The 22,745-nt window shown below is 34.6% G+C and carries 21 protein-coding genes and 1 pseudogene; 14 read left to right on the forward strand and 8 right to left on the reverse strand.

Annotation, left to right across the window (positions count from 1 at the left end; translation table 11 throughout):
* Positions 1-32 precede the first annotated feature (32 nt).
* Both BR77_RS11195 and BR77_RS11200 read left to right on the forward strand, forming a co-directional pair.
* Positions 33-1,037 carry an NADP-dependent oxidoreductase gene (locus BR77_RS11195; RefSeq protein ID WP_016356683.1) on the forward strand — a complete coding sequence of 335 codons (1,005 nt, stop codon included), beginning with the start codon at positions 33-35 and terminating at the stop codon, positions 1,035-1,037.
* A 19-nt stretch (positions 1,038-1,056) separates the two neighbouring features.
* Positions 1,057-1,890 (forward strand): alpha/beta fold hydrolase, encoded by an 834-nt coding sequence (locus BR77_RS11200; RefSeq protein WP_015077864.1) that lies wholly within the window; start codon positions 1,057-1,059, stop codon positions 1,888-1,890.
* A 188-nt stretch (positions 1,891-2,078) separates the two neighbouring features.
* Here BR77_RS11200 and BR77_RS19500 read toward each other — a convergent pair whose 3' ends face one another.
* Both BR77_RS19500 and BR77_RS19505 read right to left on the reverse strand, forming a co-directional pair.
* The gene (locus tag BR77_RS19500; protein WP_010052237.1) at positions 2,079-2,321 is read right to left on the reverse strand and encodes a helix-turn-helix domain-containing protein; all 243 of its coding nucleotides are present in this window, start codon (positions 2,319-2,321) and stop codon (positions 2,079-2,081) included.
* A pseudogene (locus tag BR77_RS19505) lies at positions 2,298-2,644 on the reverse strand (recombinase family protein); the annotation flags it as partial. The pseudogene BR77_RS19505 and the gene BR77_RS19500, both read right to left, overlap by 24 nt.
* Before the next feature lie 406 nt (positions 2,645-3,050).
* On the opposite strand from BR77_RS19505, the gene BR77_RS11215 reads away from it, so the two are divergent.
* A complete protein-coding gene (locus tag BR77_RS11215; protein ID WP_051926715.1) occupies positions 3,051-5,039 on the forward strand; it encodes a MucBP domain-containing protein in 1,989 nt (662 codons plus the stop codon).
* Between the two features lie 134 nt (positions 5,040-5,173).
* Here BR77_RS11215 and BR77_RS11220 read toward each other — a convergent pair whose 3' ends face one another.
* The 3 genes from BR77_RS11220 to BR77_RS11230 all read right to left on the reverse strand — a co-directional run bounded on the left by BR77_RS11220 (position 5,174) and on the right by BR77_RS11230 (position 7,809).
* Positions 5,174-5,743, reverse strand: coding sequence for a recombinase family protein (locus BR77_RS11220; protein ID WP_010053257.1), 570 nt, complete (start codon positions 5,741-5,743; stop codon positions 5,174-5,176).
* A 133-nt stretch (positions 5,744-5,876) separates the two neighbouring features.
* The gene (locus tag BR77_RS11225; RefSeq protein ID WP_010053258.1) at positions 5,877-6,365 is read right to left on the reverse strand and encodes a hypothetical protein; all 489 of its coding nucleotides are present in this window, start codon (positions 6,363-6,365) and stop codon (positions 5,877-5,879) included.
* A 4-nt stretch (positions 6,366-6,369) separates the two neighbouring features.
* Complete coding sequence (locus tag BR77_RS11230) at positions 6,370-7,809, reverse strand: helix-turn-helix domain-containing protein (RefSeq protein WP_010053259.1); 1,440 nt, start codon at positions 7,807-7,809, stop codon at positions 6,370-6,372.
* 429 nt (positions 7,810-8,238) lie between these two features.
* On the opposite strand from BR77_RS11230, the gene BR77_RS11235 reads away from it, so the two are divergent.
* The 6 genes from BR77_RS11235 to BR77_RS11260 all read left to right on the forward strand — a co-directional run bounded on the left by BR77_RS11235 (position 8,239) and on the right by BR77_RS11260 (position 15,041).
* Positions 8,239-11,370, forward strand: a complete 3,132-nt coding sequence (locus tag BR77_RS11235; RefSeq protein WP_015077860.1) for a WxL domain-containing protein — start codon at positions 8,239-8,241, stop codon at positions 11,368-11,370.
* Between the two features lie 12 nt (positions 11,371-11,382).
* A complete protein-coding gene (locus BR77_RS11240) occupies positions 11,383-11,730 on the forward strand; it encodes an EF2685/EF0750 family sortase-dependent surface protein (protein ID WP_035065074.1) in 348 nt (115 codons plus the stop codon).
* The gene (locus BR77_RS11245; protein WP_010053263.1) at positions 11,717-12,514 is read left to right on the forward strand and encodes a WxL domain-containing protein; all 798 of its coding nucleotides are present in this window, start codon (positions 11,717-11,719) and stop codon (positions 12,512-12,514) included. The genes BR77_RS11240 and BR77_RS11245 overlap by 14 nt, the downstream gene beginning before the upstream one ends.
* Positions 12,515-12,551: 37 nt before the next feature.
* Positions 12,552-13,337, forward strand: a complete 786-nt coding sequence (locus BR77_RS11250; RefSeq protein WP_015077857.1) for a WxL domain-containing protein — start codon at positions 12,552-12,554, stop codon at positions 13,335-13,337.
* A gap of 327 nt (positions 13,338-13,664) precedes the next feature.
* Positions 13,665-14,771 carry a WxLIP family cell surface protein gene (locus BR77_RS11255; protein ID WP_035065079.1) on the forward strand — a complete coding sequence of 369 codons (1,107 nt, stop codon included), beginning with the start codon at positions 13,665-13,667 and terminating at the stop codon, positions 14,769-14,771.
* A gap of 45 nt (positions 14,772-14,816) precedes the next feature.
* Entirely contained in the window at positions 14,817-15,041 is a 225-nt protein-coding gene (locus BR77_RS11260; RefSeq protein ID WP_010053267.1) for a hypothetical protein, read from the forward strand.
* A 69-nt stretch (positions 15,042-15,110) separates the two neighbouring features.
* Here the strand turns inward: BR77_RS11260 and BR77_RS11265 are convergent, their stop codons facing one another.
* The gene (locus BR77_RS11265) at positions 15,111-15,914 is read right to left on the reverse strand and encodes a hypothetical protein (protein WP_015077855.1); all 804 of its coding nucleotides are present in this window, start codon (positions 15,912-15,914) and stop codon (positions 15,111-15,113) included.
* A gap of 212 nt (positions 15,915-16,126) precedes the next feature.
* Here BR77_RS11265 and BR77_RS11270 point away from each other — a divergent pair, with 212 nt between their 5' ends.
* From BR77_RS11270 to BR77_RS11280, 3 genes are all read left to right on the forward strand, one after another.
* Positions 16,127-16,528, forward strand: coding sequence for an SRPBCC family protein (locus BR77_RS11270; protein ID WP_015077854.1), 402 nt, complete (start codon positions 16,127-16,129; stop codon positions 16,526-16,528).
* Positions 16,529-16,543: 15 nt separating this feature from the next.
* Positions 16,544-16,915, forward strand: a complete 372-nt coding sequence (locus BR77_RS11275; protein ID WP_010053272.1) for an iron chaperone — start codon at positions 16,544-16,546, stop codon at positions 16,913-16,915.
* 116 nt (positions 16,916-17,031) lie between these two features.
* On the forward strand, positions 17,032-17,913 hold the full coding sequence (locus BR77_RS11280) for a GNAT family N-acetyltransferase (RefSeq protein WP_015077853.1): 882 nt from the start codon (positions 17,032-17,034) through the stop codon (positions 17,911-17,913).
* 14 nt (positions 17,914-17,927) lie between these two features.
* Here the strand turns inward: BR77_RS11280 and BR77_RS11285 are convergent, their stop codons facing one another.
* Positions 17,928-19,010 carry a response regulator transcription factor gene (locus tag BR77_RS11285; protein WP_015077852.1) on the reverse strand — a complete coding sequence of 361 codons (1,083 nt, stop codon included), beginning with the start codon at positions 19,008-19,010 and terminating at the stop codon, positions 17,928-17,930.
* A gap of 130 nt (positions 19,011-19,140) precedes the next feature.
* Between BR77_RS11285 and BR77_RS11290 the strand changes: the two genes are divergently transcribed.
* Complete coding sequence (locus tag BR77_RS11290; protein ID WP_016356682.1) at positions 19,141-20,214, forward strand: saccharopine dehydrogenase family protein; 1,074 nt, start codon at positions 19,141-19,143, stop codon at positions 20,212-20,214.
* Positions 20,215-20,261: 47 nt separating this feature from the next.
* On the opposite strand, the gene BR77_RS11295 is transcribed toward BR77_RS11290, so the two are convergent.
* Positions 20,262-21,107, reverse strand: coding sequence for a histidine phosphatase family protein (locus BR77_RS11295; protein WP_016356681.1), 846 nt, complete (start codon positions 21,105-21,107; stop codon positions 20,262-20,264).
* Between the two features lie 407 nt (positions 21,108-21,514).
* On the opposite strand from BR77_RS11295, the gene BR77_RS11300 reads away from it, so the two are divergent.
* Positions 21,515-22,744 carry an HpcH/HpaI aldolase/citrate lyase family protein gene (locus BR77_RS11300; RefSeq protein ID WP_015077847.1) on the forward strand — a complete coding sequence of 410 codons (1,230 nt, stop codon included), beginning with the start codon at positions 21,515-21,517 and terminating at the stop codon, positions 22,742-22,744.
* Position 22,745 lies beyond the last annotated feature (1 nt).

Below are 22,745 nucleotides of genomic sequence, written 5' to 3' on the forward strand. Positions count from 1 at the left end.
TAAATAAAATTGGAAGACTGAGAGGAGAAACAATGAAAGCAGCTCAGATTAATAAATATACAAAAAAAGTGCATGCGAAAATTACAGAAATATCGATTCCTGAAATATCAGATAATCAAGTGTTGATAAAAACAAAAGCAGCCGCTGTTAACCCGCTAGAAATTCTAAATATAACAGGGGCAGTAAAATTAATTCAGGATTATCAAATGCCTTTAACTATTGGGAATGAATTGACAGGTGTAATAGATAAAGTTGGCAAAAATGTTCAAGGATTTAAAGTTGGTGATGCTGTCTATGCTAGACTACCCATCGATCATATTGGTGCTTTTGCAGAATATGTTGCTGTTGCTGCTGATGCTATTTGGTTTTTACCTGATCATTTAGATTTTATTACAGGAGCCGCAGTTCCATTGACAGGTTTAACAGCCTATCAAGGTCTGCACGAAAAGTTAAATGCTCAAGCAGGACAGACCGTTTTCATTCCAGGTGGCTCAGGTAGTTTTGGACAAATGGCGATACCCATTGCAAAAGCGATGGGATTAACTGTAATTGTTTCAGGAAATGCGGCAGCTAAAGAAAGAACTTTAGCAGTTGGTGCAGATCAGTTTATTGATTATAAAACAGAAAATTATTGGGAAGTACTAGACTCTGTTGATTTTGTAATAGATACTTTGGGGGCCGCAGAATTTGAACGAGAGTTATCTATTATTAAACCAGGTGGTCGTTTGTTAAGTCTTATAACGGGGCCCAATAAACGTTTTGCAATAAGCCAAGGGTTACCGAAATGGAAACAATTTTTATTTGGTTTAGTAGGTTCAAAATACGATAAGAAGGCAAAAGAAAAAAATATTGACTATCATTTTATCTTTGTTCAAGCAGACGGAAACCAATTGAAACTAGTATCTGAGATCATTGAGAAAAATAAGATTATTCCAGCAATTGATCCATCAAAATTCCGCTTGGAGGACATTAATCAAGCTTTAGAGCTAGTTGAAAAAGGCCATCCACAAGGAAAAGTTGTTATAAGGTTTGATTAATAATAAGGAGGAAAAGCAGATGGGATATGTAGAGGCATCTAATTTATTTATCAAAGATGCGCATGGGAAGAAATTTGCCTATCGTGAAGTTGGTAAAAAAACAAATATGCCATTGATTCTGTTGACACATTTATCAGCAAACTTAGATAATTGGGATCCTAAAATCGTGGATGGTTTAGCCCGGAAATTTTGGGTTATTGCCTTTGATGGTCAAGGTGTAGGTTTATCTGGTGGTAGTACGCCTAAAAAAATTTTAGAAATGGCAAACGAAACTGTTTCATTTATTCAAGCATTAGGATTGAATAAAGTTCATATTTTAGGTCTTTCTATGGGAGGAATGGTTGCCCAAGAAATTGTCCTGTCACACCCAAAAATAGTTGAAAGATTAGTTTTAGTTGGTACAGGACCAAAAGGCGGTCAGGGAATTGGTCGTGTTGCAAAAGTAACGAATTATTCAATGTTACGGGCTCTGATTACGTTTAAAGATATAAAATACTATCTATTTTTCACCTCATCCCAAAGTAGCCGAACAAAAGCTAAAGAATATTTGATACGATTAAAAAGCCGTAAGAAAAATCGAGATAAATCAATTCGATTACACAGCTATAATCAGCAATTGAAGGCTATCAAACGTTGGAGCCGCGGGGAAACAGACCCACTTGAAGAAATAAAACAACCTACGCTAATTATAAATGGGGACACAGATATTATGGTCCCAACAGCTAATTCTTATGATTTAGCACAACGAATTAGTGATAGTAAATTGATTATTTATAAAGATTCAGGACATGGCTCCTTATTCCAGTATCCTGAAGAATTTGTTGCAGATGTGGGAACATTTTTAATGGTCTAAAAATAACTTATATACAATTTGACTTAAACAAACTGATTATATGCTTAATTGATTTTAGTTTTGTAAGTCCTAATCGAACGAATGCTAGTTGTTTATTTTTGCAGTATAAATAAGTTAAATAAATCGTTACGATTGTAAAAAAACGATAAGCAGTCCATTAAGGTATCACTTATTTTTATTAAAGCCTATCAATTCTTAGGCTTTTCTTTTTCTTGTTTGATTATTTTATAGACTGTCGAAGTAGCTAAACCACTAATCGTCGCTATTTCTTTAACAGAAAATCTATTTTCATAATAAAGTTGGAGTGCTAATTGATTTTTTTCTACTAGTGGAGGACGGCCTAAAGATTTTCCATTAAGTTTTGCTGCTTCTAGCCCAGCCATAATTCTTTCATTGATAAGCGAAGCTTCCATTTCAGAGAAAGCGCTCATAATGGTAAAAAAAATTTCCCCATAGGTGTTGAAGTATCAATATTGTTTTGGATACTAACAAAATGAATGCCTCTTTTATCAAAATCTTCTAATAAATGAAGCAGTTGCTTGGTGCTTCGGGCTAAGCGATCTAATTTAAATATCACTAATGTATCGCCTTTTTTCAATTTTTTAAGGACTTGTTTTAAGACAAGTCTATGTGGGTTTCTACCACTATCTTGTTCTTGATAAAGCTTGTTTACCCCAAATCTTTTTAATGCTTGTTCTTGTGAATCAAATTTTTGATGCGCTGTACTAATGCGCATATAGCCAATAATAGCCATTTATTTTTCCTCCTACATAGTTTCAATATAGTCCAACATTCCACATTTTAAGCTATTTAGCAGAGATAAGCTATAAAATAATTGGATAAGAAGTATTTAAAAACAAAGCTTTCTGAAAAAAAACTTGCTATTAGGTACTTATTCTATTAAACTTATGTTTTTTGTAAAAAGGAATACATACTATAAATTTCAGACCGGAACTCAATCATAGCTGCGTTTATCATTTTTATTTTGACGTTATTTTATTTTTCTATTTAACATATGATTTATATAAACTATTTTTATAAATAGAAAGTAGATAGCGCAAAGAAACTGTGAAAGAGACACCTTTGTGAGTCGTAAATAAGTATTTTTTCTTAAATTAAATTTTTAGAATGCCCAAAATTCAACAAGAAAAGGTGATGAAATGAAAAAATTAAAAATTATACAGGCTTTGCTTGTATTTAGTTTACTTATTACGACGATTAGCCCGTTGTTAGTAGTTGCAGAAACTTCGGAAAATAATGAGGTATCACAAGCAACAGACATTGTGACAAGAGCAGATTTAGGGAATCAAGACTGGTTAATTAATGAGGTCAATAAACAGCTAGCGCCTAAAACTATTGGAGTGGATACAACTTTTGAAGATTTAGATAAAATTGTGAGAATCCGAATTACGACAAATGGAAATAATAATCCTCCAATTGTCGGGCAAATACCGGAAGAAATTGTGAAACTTAAAAATTTAGCTCGATTGGAACTTTTTTCTAATGAGCTTACTGGTAAAATTCCCCAGGCATTTAGTCAAATGCCTAAATTAGATTATCTGCGGATTGATTATAATCAGATGACAGGAACCATTCCCGAAGGATTAGGCAATATCGGTTATATTAATTTTACTAATAATAAATTTGTCGGGCAGTTGCCAAAAAGTCTATATGAGAATCGAACTGGAGAGAATGAAGTCAATATTTCTGGAAACCAAGTGACAATCAATGACATGTTAGCAATTCCAAAAAGTATATATAATGTAGCTACATTTCTATATACTGGAGGGTATGATGGCCACATTGAAACAAAAAACAATTATTTTAACAATCTCAAATCTACAGATGTTTTTACTCCTTTCTTAGTGGGAAGTCCGACCTTCTTAGATTTATTTGTAAGTCAAAGCTTCGATCGGGAACTTTTCCCAGAACATGTTTTGACAATTGAAGATACCTCACTAGGTAAAATTATTTACGAAGGCGAAATAAATTCTAACTTATCTTTTCCACTTGAACAATGGGAGTCAGGGAGTCATTTATTAAAATTCACTCTAGATGAAGCCTTTAATAATCCTAATAATAGTACGTTTGTCACACTTGACATAGCAGCTACTGAAACAGTGAATGTGCGCTATCTTGATGAACAAGACAACGGAATTCATGAGGCCAATCTAATTAAAGGGTACAGTGGCGAAGCTTATGATGCTACGACACCTGAATACAAATTAGATATTCCGACTTATAAATTAGATGAAACTCAATTACCTTTAAACGCTATCGGTACAATAGGTAGTCAATACCAAGAAGTGATTTACCGTTATGAAAAACTAGAAGGCGCACCAGTAAAAGTTAACTATCAAGATGAAGAAGGCAATGAACTAGCGCCTGCAGAAATTTTGACTGGCAAATTGGGAGTTTCATACAGCGCAAACGAGAAATCTATCAAAGACTGGCTGTTGAAAATAAAGCCAGAAAATGAAATAGGTGTCTTCACAGATCAACCTCAAATAGTGACATATATTTATGAAAAAGTAGAAGGCGCACCAATAACGGTTAACTATCAAGATGAAGAAGGCAATGAACTAGCACCTACAGAAATTTTGACTGGTAAAATTGGTACACCATATAGCGTGAAAGAAAAACCTATCAAAGACTGGCTGTTGAAAATAGAGCCAGAAAACGCAAAAGGGACCTTCACAGATCAACCGCAAACAGTAACGTATGTTTATGAAAAGGTAGAAGGTGCACCAATAACGGTTAACTATCAAGATGAAGAAGGCAATGAACTAGAGACTTCAGAAATTCTGACTGGTAGAGTAGGGACTACCTATAATACAAACAAAAAAAATATTAAAGGTTGGACGTTGAAGTCAGAACCAAAAAATGCAACAGGAGCCTTTACGGAAGAGCCTCAGACAGTCGCGTATATTTACGAGAAAGAGAAATTAAGCACTAATGAAATACTTCCAAGTCCAACCAATAAACCTAACGTCAATAATCCGTTATTTATTCATTCTATAACAGAGCATTCAGGGATTTTCCCGAAAACAGGCGAAGAAAAAAATTATTCACTGATAATTGGAATCCTAATTTTTATTAGCTTTATAGTAACAGTAGATAAAAAAAAGTATCTAGGAAATAAAGATTAAAAATTTGTGTATTTACCGAAAATAATTAAGTGAAAAAAGAGTTTGGGACATAAGTCCTAAACTCTTTTTTGTCATTGCCATTAACTACTTAACAATAATCTATTCATTTGTAACTTTCAAATCTATGCTACCTATTACTTACATTTCAATGGAACATTATTTTTCTCTAGGTAGCGATAAACAGTTGATCTAGATACCTCAGCTGTTCGAGCAATTTTAGCAATTGACAAATCTGTATTCGTATATAAATCCAGCACCATTTCAATGTTTTTATTAACTGGGGGACGTCCTAACTGTTTACCATTATTACGAGCGGCATTTAGCCCTGAAATGACACGCTCACTAATTAGCTCTGCTTCCATTTCAGCAAAAGCACTCATGATGGTGAAAAAGAAACGTCCCATGGAAGTCGTTGTGTCAATGTTATTTTGAATACTGATAAAATGAATATTCCGTTGCTTAAATTCTTCCATCAAAATTAAAAGATGTTTTGTGCCACGAGAAAGGCGATCCAACTTGAAAATAACGAATGTATCACCTGATTGTAATTCATTCAGTACTTTATTTAGCTCCACACGTTTTTCGTTCCTGCCACTCTCTGTTTCAGTATAAATACGGTCGCATCCGTAGTGTTTCAGTGCAGCTAACTGAGAATCAAGTTGTTGATAATGTGTGCTGACACGAGCATAGCCTAGTATAGCCAAAAAAATTCCTCCTAAAAGTAATGAACTAACCCTATCATAATAGAGTTAGTTCATTATTTAAAGGAAAAAAACGCGATTTTTTAAATAATTTAATGGGTATAAAAAGGAATGACTTAAAAACGAAAAAAAGAGGTTACTTTTTAGTGCCATATAAAATAAAACCAGATAAATTTGCCAATAGTTGACCCGTATTTGTTTGATGATATGCATTGTTTCCACCGCTGCTGCTTGGATCAGGTGGCAACACGGCGTCTGTTTGAAATGAGTATGGAGTCAATTCGGTAATTTTTAAAGCAGACTCTTTTTTCGAGGCTACTTTTTTTTCTTTGGGTTTCTTTTTGATCGGCTTTGCTTTTCTACGAGTTGTCGGATGGATATTTTCAAGTTCCTTATTTGGTTGTATCTGTTCAATTGCATCAGTAGACTTAGGCGGTGCTTCTATTGGATCTACTGTAATAGCAGGATTAAGCGGATTAACAGGCTTAACGGTAGAATTATCTGCTATTAAAACAATATCTGAGTTGTTAGCAGTAACTTCGCTAGATACAGTGAAAAAAAGTCCTGAGAATAGAAAGCCACAGATAATTGAAGATTGAGTAAAATGTACTAGTTTATGATTCATAAAATCACCTTTCTTGATGTTTCAATTCAATAATTTTGTTTCCAAAGTATTCCCAATCAGTTGGCAATGGCGGATTTTTCCAAATAATATAATCACAATGCGCTTGAGTAGGTTTAAAATCAGAAAGGTATAAATTGGTTTTATTAGAGAGACTGGGTTCAATCAAGATATTGAGAAATTTAAAAGACTTGATTGAGGTGCTAATGAAATGATTATATGATTTTCCGTGAGAAAAGTCGACACAAACGTATATTGGATTGTTCAAAAGGGTCGCAGGTAAGAAACGAATCAAGGAAAATAAATAATCATAAAATAAAATTGTTGTTTCTTCAGTTGGTTTAAAATTAGTTTGAATAAAGGATTCTGAGAATAGAAAAAAATCTGGGTAATTTTCTTTTAGAAACTCAGGATTAGCTTGAAAATAAATCATTAAATCAGAATGATTAAATTTTAAAAATTTATAGTGAATCCGATTCAATTCTTTTCTTAATAAAGGATAGTAAGTTGCATCTGTTTGAATATCAAATTGTTTGTTTAATTGTTTTAAAAAAAGCGCCGTTAAATCTAAAGCGGGCTTGCAGCTTGATTCAATAAATTTCAGTGAAGCATTTGTCGAAATTTTTGGAATCAAGTTTCCAGCAAACAAGAACGAGCACAAAAAACTAGTTTCCAATTTTATTTGAGCTTGCGTGAGAGTTGTTGTATCTAAAAAAAAGTTGATGACCATTGGTTTAATTGCAAGTTGAATATCTTTAAAGTGAATACTCATTTCTTGTTTTTTTAAGGTGTTTCCAAAAAAAAGACGTTGAAATAGAATACATAAAAAGAAAGTAATCTTAATTTCTTGAGTAGAAGAGAAGGAAATCCCTAAAAAGGTTGAAATTTCTTTGATAAATAACCTGGACAATTCGACTAATTCTTTAGAAAAGGGATATTCTAAGCTATTGAAGGAATGAAAGTAAACTTCAAAAAGAAACAGACGAATGTCAGATTCTAAGCCTGAAAGTTGTAGGTCAGAATCAATCGAAATAGAATAATTATTTAAAATGACTTCTAATTCATTCCGTAAAAGATAGGCTGCAGAAAGGCTTAAATATTGATTGGCAGAGAACTGCTCTAATGAAAATTCTTTTTCTTTAAAGATTCCATCTAATAAAAGAAATAAATTTGAATCTTTTAAATAAATGCGCTGCAACGTAAGAATAGAATCTGTTCCATCTGAATTCAAGCTGATTTTTTTTGAATCTAATTTGATTTGAATACCTGTAATATGGTGCTCATTTAAATCTTCAATAATTTGTTTGATTGATTTTTTGACAATAAAACTTGAAAGAGAGAGTGAATCACAGACTTCTTGAATGGATGTTGTTTGTAAAGGCGTTAGTTCTAAATGATTTAAGATAGCCATTCGATGCTGATATTCTTTATTTAGTAAAAAATTCATGAGTATCCTCCTTATGTATTATCTTATTTAAACTATTCTATACTTTATAGGAATATAATTATTAAGTCTAGAGAGAAATTTTTTATTTACGATGGGTATCAAATAAATATAAGAATAACAGAAACATATATTTATTGCTATTATATTTTGAAAAACAGGTTATTTAAACCCATGTAAATAAGTATTCTAAAAAATTTTCAAAAAAATAAAATTTTTTAAAATGACAGTAAAAATTGTAAATGATATAGTAATTGCAGATAGAGAGCACATCCAAAAGTGTCGCGTAAACAAATGTTTACGCGACACTTTTTTTATCTGTTTTTTGCCGATTTAAATTGGCAGTATCGCTGACTTTCTATAGCACAAATTAGCTTTTTGGATAGCGTGTCATAAACATTTGTTTACGAGACTCATTTAAGGGGTGAAAGAATGCGAATCAGAAGGAATAAAAAACAAATAAGTATGTGGATTAGTGCGCTATTTGTTTTAGGATTGATCTTATCTGGGATTCATTATGCAACTAAATTTAAAGAATCTGGAATTAAAGCTGAGGAGTTAAATTTAACAATTACTTCTAGCCAACAAGAGTTTTATGAGAACGATGTTTTTCAATTTGACATAACAATCAATGATTCTCTAAGTAATCGTAAATTTTATTTAGAAGTACCTCAGGAATTTAAGCTAAATACAGCAGATATTCTACAAGCGAACCAAGGAGTTATTGAAAAAATTGAGCCAGTCGGACTAAAACAAAAAATTACGTTGGCAAATGATGGGAATGCTCCTACTAAGATAAATATAAGTGGAAATCTTACCGTAGCGGGAGACTTCAAGGTGAAAGTTACGGATGAAACTGGGCTAGAAAAACAGTTTCCACTTGCAGTAAAGGCTCACCCATCTATTGAGACGCTCATTGATCCAGAAGAAAAAGAGGAATCAGAGCCAAATACAGCTGCTCCAGAAACGCCAATAGAACAACCAAAAGCTGAGGAATTGGCCCCGCCAGTAGCGGAAATTCCAGTAGAAAATGAAAAATTAATGGAAAGTATTAGCCCTCGTAGCGCAATTCAGCCTAGATTGAATTTACTTCCAGCAGGCACGCTATTAGTGAATGAACCAGGAGTCATTAAAATACCTAAACTTAATCCGCCTCAAACTATTTCGGGAGAATATGGTTTGGTATTAAGTCGTTTCAAAGAAAGCAAAGTTAATTATTTTGTCCATGGCGTTAATAAAGGAACACCTAAAGCATTACAGCGTTTTACCCGAGCGCAGTCAGGTGAAGATACTTACATTTATTATACAAAAACAGGTATCTATAAAGGACGAGTGATTGATGTCAAAGAAGTCATTGTGAACACAGCTAGTGGGGGTTCTTCTTTCGGTACTGCAACTCCAACAGCGGGTGGAACAAGTAATATGTTATCTGCACGTGTTGAGGGCGGTTCACAATATAATCCTGCAACTATTAGAGTAGAATTTTATGACTCTGAAACAGGGGAGAGAGTTAAAGTAAAAGGTGTTTGGAACTTAACCGATATCGATTTTAATGAAACGGCAATTATGTATTCAGATAGCATTCAAGAAGTTTATGTAAGGGAAGACTCAGACGTATTAGGACAACTTAGAAATAATCAATTAACTGTCGAGTCTCCACGAAACTCAAATGTTAGTGAAACGGATGAAACGCGTTGGGTTAGTATCGCATACGGAGAAACTGACGAACTAACCTTTGATTATTACTCATCAAACAGTTGGAATGGGTATGATGTGAAAAGTCTTGTTCCAATTGCCTTCCCTGATCCTTCCAAAATTGGAACAGTTGAGGATCAAGTAACGAAAAAAGTTAATTATAAAACCTATGTTAGTGTTCCATACAGACAAATCAAGAATTTTGAACCACAATTAATTATTGAAGATCCAATTATTGATGAATTGTCGGTTCAATCCTTCAATATTATTGATACTTTAACGGGTCAAAATGTAAATAATTTATTTACCCTTTCCCAACAAGGCAATAATATTCGGGCTGAAGCAAAAGATGCTTCTCTAAAGAGAGCCGATTTTTACAATAAGATGTACATGCTAGAAGTAGTAGCGACTGTTAAAGATGGGGCAGATTTATCCAAATATCCTTACGAGAATGGCTACCGATTGTTGCCAAATACGAGTCAAATCATTGTAACCAACTCAGATGCTTCAGACAAAATTGTGAAAAGTAATGAAGCTTTTGCCAAACTAAAAGATGAGCGGCTTGAAGTCAAAGAAGAAGTATTTCATCTTGATGGATCAGTGGCAGATATCGCAACACCAGGTGAACAATTGACTTATCGAGGAACGGCCTTAAGTGCTTATCCATCAGAAACAGAAACAATAAATTATGCAACATTATCGTTTGCCACAACAGTTGATGAGCAACTAGAAGCCATTACGAATATCACGCTAAAAGATGAAACGGGTCAAGTAATAGGGACAGGCTCCTACGATGCGGGGACTAGAAAAATTACTGCCTCAATTACAAAACCAGTGAATCGTAAACAAGCTGTGTATCTAGAGTACAACGGAACAGTCAAAAAAGGAGTTCCAACGGGTACACTTGTCAAAGGCAAGACTACGGTTGAAGGGAAATACAGTAATGGGTTTGAGATTCCTTTAAGTTATTCAAATGAAGTCACAACCCTGATTGAAGATTATGGTGTGTTGGAAGAAAGTGTCACTCATCAAGATGGTTCTGTAGCAGATGATGCGCAAGTAAATGATATTCTTCATTATAAAATTATTTACCGCACGCCTTATAAGCAAGCAGATACTAAGTACACTACAATCTCAATCAACTCTGATATTACTGAATTAACAAACTATACAAAAGATAGTACTAATCTAGTGGCACATACGGAATCCGGGAAGCCATTAGCTGTACCAACGATAGTCGGAACAACTCTTTCCCTCAATGATAGCTCAGGAACAATAGCCGCCAATGAAACGATTATTGTGGAATTCGATGTGACCGTGGATGCTGGAAAAGTGTCTGACGGTACGATAATTAAAAATTCAGCAACTGCGGCAATGACATTTTCTGATAACTTTAAAACAGTTGGACTCCAATCGAATCTTGTCGAGACACGAATCAAGGGAGTACTTGAATTTATTTCTGCACCAAAGGAGTTGAACTTTGGGAACGATTTGAAAATTTCAACAAAAGACCAGGTCTACCCTATTCAAAATAAAGATGAGGGATTGATTGTTCAAGACAGTCGCGGCGAAGGCAATCAATGGTCAATGAAAGCGACACTTCTAAAAGAATTAACTAGTGAGTCAGGTCATCAATTAATTGATAGCTTACACTATTACAATCAAGGCAAAGAGCTAGCCTTTACAGTAGGTGACTCGATTCCGATTAGAGATCAGAAAACGGCAGATAATCAACCTGTTGAGATTTCAAATGATTGGCAAGATGTGCAAGCAGGCCCAGTTTTGAAAGTGAAAGCAGGACAACCCTATAATGAAAAATATATGGGTGCCATCCAATGGACACTACAATCTGTACCAGGAAACGGATAAGGGGGAGCCGAAATGAAAAAAAGAATCGTTCTAGTTTTACTGTTTCTCGGCTGTCTATCCATTTCGTGGACAGTTGTAGATGCATCTGAAAAACAAACTTATGAATCAAATAGTGGGATTGGTTTTTATGGGAAGTATGAGTACCCAGAAACTGAAACAGAAGTAGTCACTCCCAATCAAATTTTACCAGCAGGAAAACCAAGCCCGTCCGTAGCAAATCACGGAAGCTTGCCACAAACAGGTACGACTAATACAGGTTATTTAAATTTAATAGGAATGCTTATCTTATCAGGCTCATTGCTATTAATATTACTAAATAAAAACAAAAAACAGGAGGAAATTTATAATGAAATTAATTAAATATGGTACAACAGCAGCAATGTTAATAGGAAGTCTAGCGACAACAGCACTACCTGCATTGGCAGCAGAAGAAGATTACACAAGAACCTATCAAAGTGGTGGAATGGTTGAATTTGTACCCGATGAAGGTCCAACGGATCCAGTTGATCCAGTCGATCCAGATCCAAATAAACCTGTAAATCCATGGGATCCAACAACTCCAGAGCATAAACCAAATCCTGGAACAGATGGACCTTTAAGTATCGATTTTGCTTCAAGTATTGATTTTGGGAAAAATAAAATTACCAATAAAGATGAAACTTATTTTGCCAATCCTCAATATTTATGGAATGAAGATATGTCTGATTTTGATCCAGCAACTGCTAGACCAAACTATGTACAAATTACAGACAAACGCGGAAATAATGGCGGATGGTCATTAAGCGTTAAACAAGAAGGACAATTTAAAAATGATAAAACCTTAAACAAAGAATTAACGGGTTCACAAATTACCTTTACTGATGGTGTTTCAGCTTCAAATATCGAAAACGTAATTGCGCCTAAAACCTTTGATATGGCCTTAACGCCAAACACTGCAACCAAAGTAATGACTGCTGTTAAAGGAGCGGGTGCAGGAACTTGGGTAGATCGTTTCGGTACACTTGAAGATGTGGAAGTAGAAGGAAAAACCGTTAAGAAAAACAAAGCCATCACTTTAGACGTACCAGGTACAACAGCTAAAGATGCAGTGCGCTATGATACAAAATTAACTTGGACACTAACAGATGTCCCAGGAAATGAATAAAAATAAACCAACTAAAAAAACTAGAGGAGTTAAGAAAATGAAATCATTAAAATTAGCAACCGTAGGAACTTTATTATTTAGTACAATAGTAATCAGTGGTGTTGGATCTGTTTCTGCAGCGCCAGGACCAATTCCAGCCAATCGTGATACAAACGCACAAGTAAAATTTATTGAAGATGAGTCGCCAACAGATCCAACTGACCCAACTGATCCAGACCCAGAGAAACCAGTTGATCCAGTTGACCCAACCGACCCAGAAAAACCAGTTGATCCAGGTACAAATGGTCCATTAAGTTTAGATTATGCATCAAGTTTAGACTTTGGTGAACAATTAATTTCAACTAAAAACCAAACTTACTTTGCAAAACCTCAATATTTACGAGGTGAAGATGGTAAAGCTGATTTAAATAATCCAGTTCCAAACTACGCTCAAGTTACAGATAAACGTGGTGGAGAAAAAGGTTGGTCGTTGAGTGTCAAACAAAATGGTCAATTCAAATCAGTTAAAGAGGGGAAAGAGCTAGTTGGAGCTGAAGTAACCTTTAAAAATGGACAAGTTGCCTCTGTTTCAAATTCAAAAATTCCAAGTGTTGTAAAAACATCCTTCTCATTGAAAAATGACGGAACTGGTGTAGCTGAAAACATCATGTCTGCAGCAGCAGGTGAAGGTTTTGGTACATGGGTTTACCGTGCAGGAGATGTTTCAAACATGGCTGAAAGCATTGCTCTAAGCGTACCAGGTTCAAGTGTTAAGGATGCAGATACGTATAAAACAACCTTAACTTGGACATTAACTGATACTCCAGCTAATTCAGGAGAATAATAAAAAGATTTTGTGTATAGGAGTACATCTACTTGGTGTATTCCTATACCTGTTTTTTCATTTATTAAGGCTAGTTCTTATGAGCCAACTCCTTGGAAAAAAGATGAAATCCCTCAAAGTAACGAGATACTTTGTGTGTATTTCCCTATTTTTCTGCCGGAGCTAAGCGGCTTAACGAACTTTTTATTAAGGCTAGTTCTTTTAAGCCAGTCCTTCGAGAAAAAGATAAAAATTCGAGATGGCAAAAAGCGCCATATCAATTTTTCCTATTTTCTTGCCAGGCCTAAACGGCTTAACGAACTTTTTATTATAGGAGGAAGAAAAAATATGTTACATGTAAAAAGAAAATTAATAATTGGGCTGATCTTTCTTCTAAGTCTAGTCAGCGTTATTCCACAAGCGAATGCCTCGCAATTGAAATTTAGTGTTGAACCTGTGATTCCCGAGAACCAAAAAGATACTTCTCATAGTTATTTTGATTTAATGATGAAGCCATCGGAGCAACAAACGTTAAAAGTTCATATGCGCAATGATACAGACAATGAAGTTACGGTGATTCCTAGTGTTCACGCTGCAACAACTAATATAAATGGGGTTGTAGAATATGGTGAATCTAATACTAAACTAGATAAAACAAGCCCTTATAACATTGAAGACATCGTGAAACCAACTGTAGAAGAAGTAAAAATTCCAGCAAAGGGCTCAACAGACTTAGAGCTGAAAATTGAGATGCCTAAAGATGGTTTTGATGGGATTCTAGCAGGCGGGATTACGTTAAAAGAGAAAGATGCAACCGAAGAGAGTGAGAAAAAGAATGCTCAACAAGGGTTAGCTATTGAAAATAAATATGCGTATGTAGTCGCTGTTGTACTTCAAGAAACAGATGTTAAAATTGATTCTGAGTTAAAATTAGGTGCTGTTGAGCCGAATCAAGTTAATGCCCGGAATGTGATTAACGCTAACCTACAAAATACACAGGCAAAATACCTAAATCAGCTTTCAGTCGATACAAAAATCACTAAAAAAGGCGAAAGTGAAGTGTTATATACGTCTAAGAAAGAAGATATGCAGATGGCACCCAATACCTCATTTGCTTATCCGGTCTCATTAAATGGAGAAAAGCTTAAAGCCGGAGACTACACACTGGTGATGACTGCAAAATCAATGGATAAAACCTGGAAGTTTAAAAAAGATTTCACTATCAAAGCAGATGTTGCGAAAGAGTTAAATGAAAAAGATGTCACGGTGAAAAAAGACTACACATGGCTATATATCGTCATTGGTATTGTATTGATTCTAAGTGCATTAGTTTTAATCTGGTTTATTATGAGAAAGAAAAAGCAAGAAAAGCAAAAACAAGCAGAACTAAGAAGAAGACAAGCTAAACGAAAAAAACGCGCTCAAAGAGCGAAAATAGAAAAAAATAATGATTAAATGAATCGATTGTTGCTTAATCAATCAGAACAGGAGAGCGAGAATATGCGTATCGAAAAAAATTGGGACGATTGCTTTGTTTATACAATAAATTTAGAAATTCCAGCCACTGCTGATCGGAAAAACTGGTTTATTAATCGCATTATTGTCTTGAAAAATGAGTTGGATTTGTCTGAAATGAAAGACTTTATCAAACAAACATTTGGTCCTGAAGTAATATTGGTACATGCTGATTTGTGGGATGAAGGTCTCTTAATCAAGGAAAAATAAACGAAAAATAAAACATCGTATGAAATCATTTAGCAAAATAGATTTCGTACGATGTTTTTATTTTGTAATCTATTCAACAACGGTCCATTCATTAATTGATTTCCCGTTAGCATCGAGCATTTCTAGCCAACTATTTGTTCCACCGAAATATAGAAATATCCCAATCTCATTGACACTTTTAAAAGTTAAATCTTCTGTTGTTGTGAAGTCTTTGATTTTATCGCTGTAATCATAGCGTAGTTTTTCACCTAGACGGGCAGAAAAACCTACCGAACCATCTTTATTTAAAGGCACAGTGGGCATCATTTTGGCACCAGCTTTAAGAAGCATTTCATTCCTTTTTACCCAAAGGGCTGTGGCTTTACTTTCTCTCGTATCAATGAAAAATTCGATTTGGCTAACTTCTTTTGTCCATCTATGACGTGCTTTTGCAGGTTTGGCTTTAGGCTTTGGTAGATCAGTCTTAGGTTCAATTTGGTAGCCAAATTTCTCGAGAATAAAGAATAAGGTTTCGAGATAAGCGTTAACCGTTTTTTCAGCATTTGTAGGAACTTGCCCTTCAGGATTGCTTAGACTCACCAAATTGACTCCTTTATCAGATGCTTGAGCAAGGAATAACTGTTCTAAATGTTCAGGTTCGATTTCCCATGGGGGTGTGATAGTCATGACTTGATTAAATTCAACATCTTTTAAATTAGCTGGAAAATTTGTTGTACCACTAGCAACAAATTCGTTATTTTTCAATAGAAAATAAAGAGTATGTTCGGTTTTGGGAATTTCTTGAGCTTTAACTATTGTGATGGTTCCTTCTTGCTGATTAAATTGAATCGTTGTTTGCATTTCTGAAATAAGGACGTCTAATTTAAGTTCCATAAGTCACACCTTCTACCTTGTATTTTATGAGTATTATAACATACAGATGAAATCAACAGTAATTTTAAGTTAATAAGTGGAATTTAACCAAGGAGAAATTAATGGTTAAGGCAAGACAATAACTAAGGAATAAGCTATACTAATCTCAAATGAGACAATTTAGTATGAACGCATATCACCTTTTTAAAAATCTAGTATCGGAGGAATAGACAATGGCAGAATTAGTTTTAGATTTTCAATTTACCAGCTCAATTAATCAAGTTTGGACAGCCTTAACAGATTCAAATATGCTAGCAAAATGGATGTGGAAAAACGATTTTAAACCGGTTGTTGGGTATAAATTTACCTACCGTGCAGAACCAAATGAGTGGTGGGATGGCATTGTAGAAGGTCAAGTTCTTGAAGTAGAAGAGCCTCATAGCTTGTCCTACACATGGGGAACAGGTCCAGAAGTTCATACGGTTGTTTGGACTTTAACAGCGCTAGAAGACGGTGGTACACAATTGCATCTTGATCAAACTGGCATTAGTGAACAGCCTGGCGCGTTAGAAGGAGCCAAATATGGGCAAATGGAATTAGTGGGCAAACTAGAAAAATTATTGGCTGAAGCATAAGAATAGGAGGGAAATATGGATACATTTACAGAATTTATTGCAGAAATTGAGCAACCAGAGCAGCGAGCTCGAGTAGAGGAAGTTTTAACATGGGCAACCACCAAGTTTCCTACTTTGGAGAAAAAGATTGCTTGGAACCAACCAATGTTAACAGATCACGGAACCTTTATTATTGGATTTAGTGTCTCTAAAAAACATTTGGCAGTTGCGCCTGAAGCGCTAGGAATGGAGGTATTCTCAGACCAAATTAAAGAAGCGGGATATGGACAAACTAAAAATTTGATGCAAATTCCTTGGGAAAGTCCAATTGATTATGGATTACTCGAAAGAATGATTGAATTCAATATATCAGATAAAGCCAACTATTCAAGTTTTTGGCGGAAATAGGTTGCTAAGCCATCTGTTCATGAGTACTACAGCATGAAATGAACTCAGTTTAAGAGACTGCTTTTTATCGTTAAAAGCAGTTTTTCTTTATGTGGTGCATATTTAGAGAATATTAAATGAAAGAAAAAGGAAAGGGAGTCAGGCCTTTGGTAACAGAAATTAACCAAGTTAGTACATTAAAAAATCCAGAAATAAGTGAAGTTAATCAGTTGATTACAGCGTTACAGAAAAAGAAAAATCTTTCTTTCAAATTAAATAAAGGTATGATTGCAGAAGAAAATCCTTATGTTAACCATATTCTATATCGGAATCAAGGTGTTTTACTTGGATATATGTTACTTAGTGCTTACGATCCTCAAGAATTAGAGGTCACGACTGTTTTTGATGGGACTCAGCAAGAATTTATGCTGATGTATACTTGCTTAAAGCAATATGGCAAAGAAAAAAATAATAAAAATTGTCTTTTTATCGTAGATCAAGAAGATACTCTTCTTACTAGTATCATAAAAGAATTAGAAATCCCTTATGCTTTTTCAGAGTATCACATGGGGTTTAATCAAGATCACTTGACTACGTTTAATAAAACCAAATCTTTGGAATTATTAGATGCCCAAGAATCTGATCGAGAAATCATTGTGAGATTAAATGAAGAACGCTTTGATAATCAAGAAATTACAACGAAAGAACTGATGGAAGTCGAGCTTGAGGGGATTCAGTTAGTTCGTGTAAATGGAGAAATTGTTGGTAAATTAAAAGTTGATAATTACCAAGGAGAAGTTGGAATCTATGGTTTTATGGTTGCTCCTCATATAAGAGGACAGGGAGTTGGGCGAGCTACTTTAGAAGCAGTCATTACAACTATTTATAAAAATAAAATAGATAAGCTTTATTTAGAAGTTGAATCAACAAATGCACGCGCATTACATTTGTACCAATCGATGGGATTTAGAATCGAAGCAAAATTTGATTATTATGATGAGAAGTATTCAATAACTTGATCAAGTGAAAAAATCTAGGAACCATAGTTCTTAGATTTTTTCACTTTATTTTTTTGAATAAGCTGTGGCAATAGTTCATTACGGCTACTGATAGCTAATTTAGTGAAAATTGATTTGATATGATCTTGGACAGTATAAACAGAAATTGCCAATTCACTGGCAATCAGTTTGTTGCTTAGGCCAGATAAAATATAACCAACAACTTTTTGCTCTTGAGCAGTTAACTGCTTTTGCAGCATTTGATAATTGATTTTTTCTGATAAACTTGGCTCTTGGAAAGTGATGCTTACTTGCTGAATTTTTGGTGAATCCAAGGGTGTTACATATCTGCTTGCCACCACACTCACTAATTCTCCGTCATCAAGTGAAAGCAACAGTTTTTCAGAAGGTTCTTTAGAGAAAAATAAACGGGTAGCTAAGTTTTGCAGAGGAATAGGAATTTGGTTAGAAGGCAGCTGCAATTCTACTTGGAGACGATGCAACCAAGATTCACCTGAATGTGTATAACCGACTAATTCTAATTGTTTATTTAACATAATGAAGGAAGCCAACTCTTGGTTTTCTAATGGTTGATTCGTTAGTTGGAATTGAGCTGATTTACCTAAGTAAGCAGCAATAAATGGTGCTATATAAGTCAGTAAATCAGCTTCACCTTTAGTGAAAAAGCCATCATCAGTTGCTTTAAACAGAGTCAGGAATCCCCAACAGATATCTTGATAAATGAGGGCTATCCGCATTTCATCTGCAATATTTGCAGGTGCTAAAATTTCTGTGAATTTCTTGTTGTCTATCAGAATTGGATTCGCCAATTGACTCAAAATAGAAATGTCGGTTTGTGTTTTAAGCATTTGACGATAAGTATGGACCGATTCATCTAGATATTCATAGCTCATTAATTGTGGATGAATAGCTTGGATTTTTTTATCCGTGGTAGCTTGTCTCGTTAAAAGTGTTTCTGAATCAATTAAATGGAAGCAAATTGAACTAAAAAGGCTCTCCTTTTTCAAAAAAAGACTGATACTTTTTTGATAACTGACTAAATCTTGAGATGTTAAGGCAATTTTTTGCAGCTGTTTTTTTAGCATCGTTTCATTCAACAGATAACCTCCTTCAGCCCCTGTAATTAGGGATGGTGCTTTTTTTAAATTATTTTATACTTAAGCATAGCCTAATGAAACAAAGATGGCTAGAAAAACGTTTGTGGGGCATTTAAGGAGGCATTTGAAAATGAAAAAAATTGTCGTTATTGGTGGTTATGGTCATGTTGGTGGACAGGTTAGTCGCCAATTAGCAAAGCGCTATTCAACGGTTGTTGTCGCTGGACGCAGTGAAGAAAAGGCATTAAAATTTAGTCGAAATTCGTCAGAAAAATTGAGCTATTTAAGTGTTGATTTAACTAACGAGGACGATTGGGATTTCTTACAAAATACGGATTTAGTTATTATTTGTATTGATCAGACAAATACGTTGTTCTTGGAACGTTGTTTAGAGTTAGGTGTTGATTACTTAGATATTTCAGCAAATTATGCTTTTTTTCAACAACTCATGTATCTAGATAAAGGGAAGCAAAACAGTACCGCTATTTTAGGTGTGGGGTTAGCTCCTGGGTTAACCAATTTAGTAGCAAAAGAGAGTTTAAAATTAATGCCTCGTTCTGAAAAAATTGATATTTCTATTTTACTAGGCTTGGGAGACACCCATGGAAAAGAGGCAATGAGTTGGACGATTAAAAATATGAATACACGCTACACATTAGCTGATTCAACCTTAGTAACTAGTTTTACTGGTGGAGAAAAAATTCGTTTTTCGGGAGATCGCCGCCTGCGAAAAGCTTATTTTTTTCCTTTTCCAGATCAACTTACTTTGCCAAGTAGCTTAGCCATTCCGATAGTGAAGACTCGTCTAGCCTTTGATTCTCGAAGTGCAACGGGAATTTTCGCAGCGTTGACTAAATTAAACCTAATTCGATTTTTAGAAAAAAATAGAGTTAAATCTTTAGTGTTGGCCCTTTTTCAAAAAATAAAAATCGGACAACCAACCTATCAAATTAAAATTGATGCGTATAAGAAAACAGAACATGTAGGTCTCTTTTTAAAAGGTAAAAATGAGGCGCAGATTACGGCAGACATGGCAATTGCAACGGCTATTCTCTTACTAGAAGGTGGTCACTCTAAAGGCATCTATCAAATTGATGAGCTTTTTTATTTAAAAGAACAAGATAACAACTTAATTTTGGTTGTGGAACAATCTGACAATCAAATACAGATAAATCAAGAACCAATTGAGTATGGACGTCTATAGATAGAAAAAGAGGCTAAGGAATTTTTCCTTAGCCTCTTCCAATCGTATTATTTACTTGCTTTTTCACCAGCTTCAATATAGCTTAAATCATTTACATCACCTAATTTAAATTCTCCATCTTTATACGTAATTGTTGTGACACTAGCATTTTTAAAACCACCATCTGGTAATTTAAAGTCATCAAACAAGGTATCAACTAATGCCCCCATACTTAAACCATGGGAAACAAGTAAAACATTGTGATCGCCTTTTTTACTTTCTTTTTCAGCTAATTCAGTAATACCTGCTTTTAGACGAGCAGAAATCGTTGCATAATCTTCTGCAGGCCAATTAATACCCTCTTCAACTTTTTCTTTATCTAATGCAGCAACACTGTTGGCAAAATCTTTTGGAGAAATGCCGGCACTTTGCCACTCTTCTAATGTTTTTCCTTGGCTTTGAGCAATATCTGTCCACATAGTTTCATTTAAGTCACCTTCATAAGTACCAAAGTTAAACTCACGGAAGCGTTCATCTGTTTGTAATGCCACTTTAGATGACTTTTTATTTTCATCTAAGATAATACGTGCTGTTTGCATCGCACGTCCGCTATCGCTACTATATGCGGTTTTAAATTCAACATCTTCTAAACCTTTACCAGCAAAACCAACCACTTCTTCCCCAGCAGGAGTTAGGACAGCATCTGACCATCCTTGTACACGATCCGTTGTATTTAGCATTGTTTTACCATGACGGACAACATAAAAAGTGACTTCTCCATCTGTAGTTGTTGCGACTTCTGAACTTGATGAACTCGATTCTTTTTTATCTGCTGTTGTATTGTTTGTGCCACAGCCAACCATTAATAGTGCTCCAAAGGCTACAATCGCCAACTTACCCCAATGTTTTTTCATCATTTATTCTCTCCCTTTTTTCATTTATCTTCTCAGCTACTTTTGTATTCATTGAGAGCGTCCTCTCTAAAAGGAACTGTTGAAGTTAGACCCCAAAAAGCTATTTTTAAGCAAAAAAATAAACCTAAACCAATTCAGTCGCTAAAAAATACATAAAGTATCTGTTAGTTCTAAATTCGTTAAGGTTTTGCCCAAAATACTGGTAACAATCCTAAGTATTTTTCAATTGTTTTTTTGCTCTATATGAATATACCACATAGAGTAAGCGTTTTCAACTATATTAAGAACATTTGCTATTATTTTGTATAAAAGTTGTCACAATAAAGGATTATCTAGATTTTATCCCCAAGTGTGGTAGTATAAAGTAAGAAATTTGTTTTTTATTTTTAATGGAGGTGGCGAATAAAATGCAACACTTTAATTTTTTAACACAAGAGGAAGAAAACCAAATTTTCTATAAAAAACCGCAACCAATTAACATTCAACAAGACCGCTCTTTAGCAATGATTTCAGCAAGTGAAAAAGCTCGAATTGCAAACTCACTAGGTGCTGTTTTGTACATGCCTGGAACAAGAGAAGATATTGCTCAAATTATTACCAAAAGTCGTTATTCAGCTACCACCTATATTTTGTGTTTAGAAGATAGTATTGGTGATGTGAGTTTGGAGATTGCTGAAGAGAATTTATTAAATCAATTGAGACAGATTCAAGAATATAAAAAGACACAAAGTCAAAGGGAACAAGATAAGTTGCCAATGATTTTTATTCGCATTCGTACACCCCAACATTTAGCTGATTTTGGTGAAAAACTAGGTACATTAGCTAATGAAGTGAACGGATTTGCTTTGCCGAAAGCTGATAATCGTAACTTAGAGGATTATTTGGTGACTTTAATTCAAGTCGCTGAAAAAGCCGATACATGGTTATGGGCGATGCCTATTTTAGAGTCAAAAGAACTAATGGTTCGCCAAACAAGAGAGTCTGAGCTAAATAAAATTTATGCACTATTAACCCAACCTAAATTTGAACAAGTAATTTTAAATATTCGGTTAGGAGCTACCGATATGTGTGGTTTATTTGGTTTACGTAGAAGTATCGATTCCACAATCTATGATGTCTCGGTGATGCGTGACTTTATGACAGATGTGCTGAATTATTTTAGTCTGGACTGCCGTTTTGTTGTTAGTGGGTGTGTCTGGGAATTTTTCAGTAAACGTCCTCGGGTAATGAAACCACTTTTAAGAAAAACGCCGTTTGCTACTAAATTGGGAGAAGATGGCCAGATTCTTCGTGAAGAGTTGATTTCAGATGCAAATGATGGTCTGATTCGAGAAGTCTTATTAGATAAATTAAATGGAATCAGTGGCAAAACTTGTATTCATCCAACGCATATAGTGCCAGTAAACAGCCAATATGTAATTTCAAAAGAGGAATATTACGATGCAAAACGCATTTTAGATAGTACTAATGGACAAGTTGGTGTTTTTAAAAGTGAAAAAGGCAATAAAATGAATGAAGTTAAACCACATTTATTATGGGCCAATCAAGTTATGCGTCGATCCGAAATTTATGGGGTCTTTAATGAACAAAAAGATTTTGTCGATTTACTAATTGCAGAATATTTAAGTGAGGACTAAA

It is taken from the genome of Carnobacterium maltaromaticum DSM 20342, from assembly GCF_000744945.1.
GTDB classification, from domain to species: domain Bacteria; phylum Bacillota; class Bacilli; order Lactobacillales; family Carnobacteriaceae; genus Carnobacterium; species Carnobacterium maltaromaticum.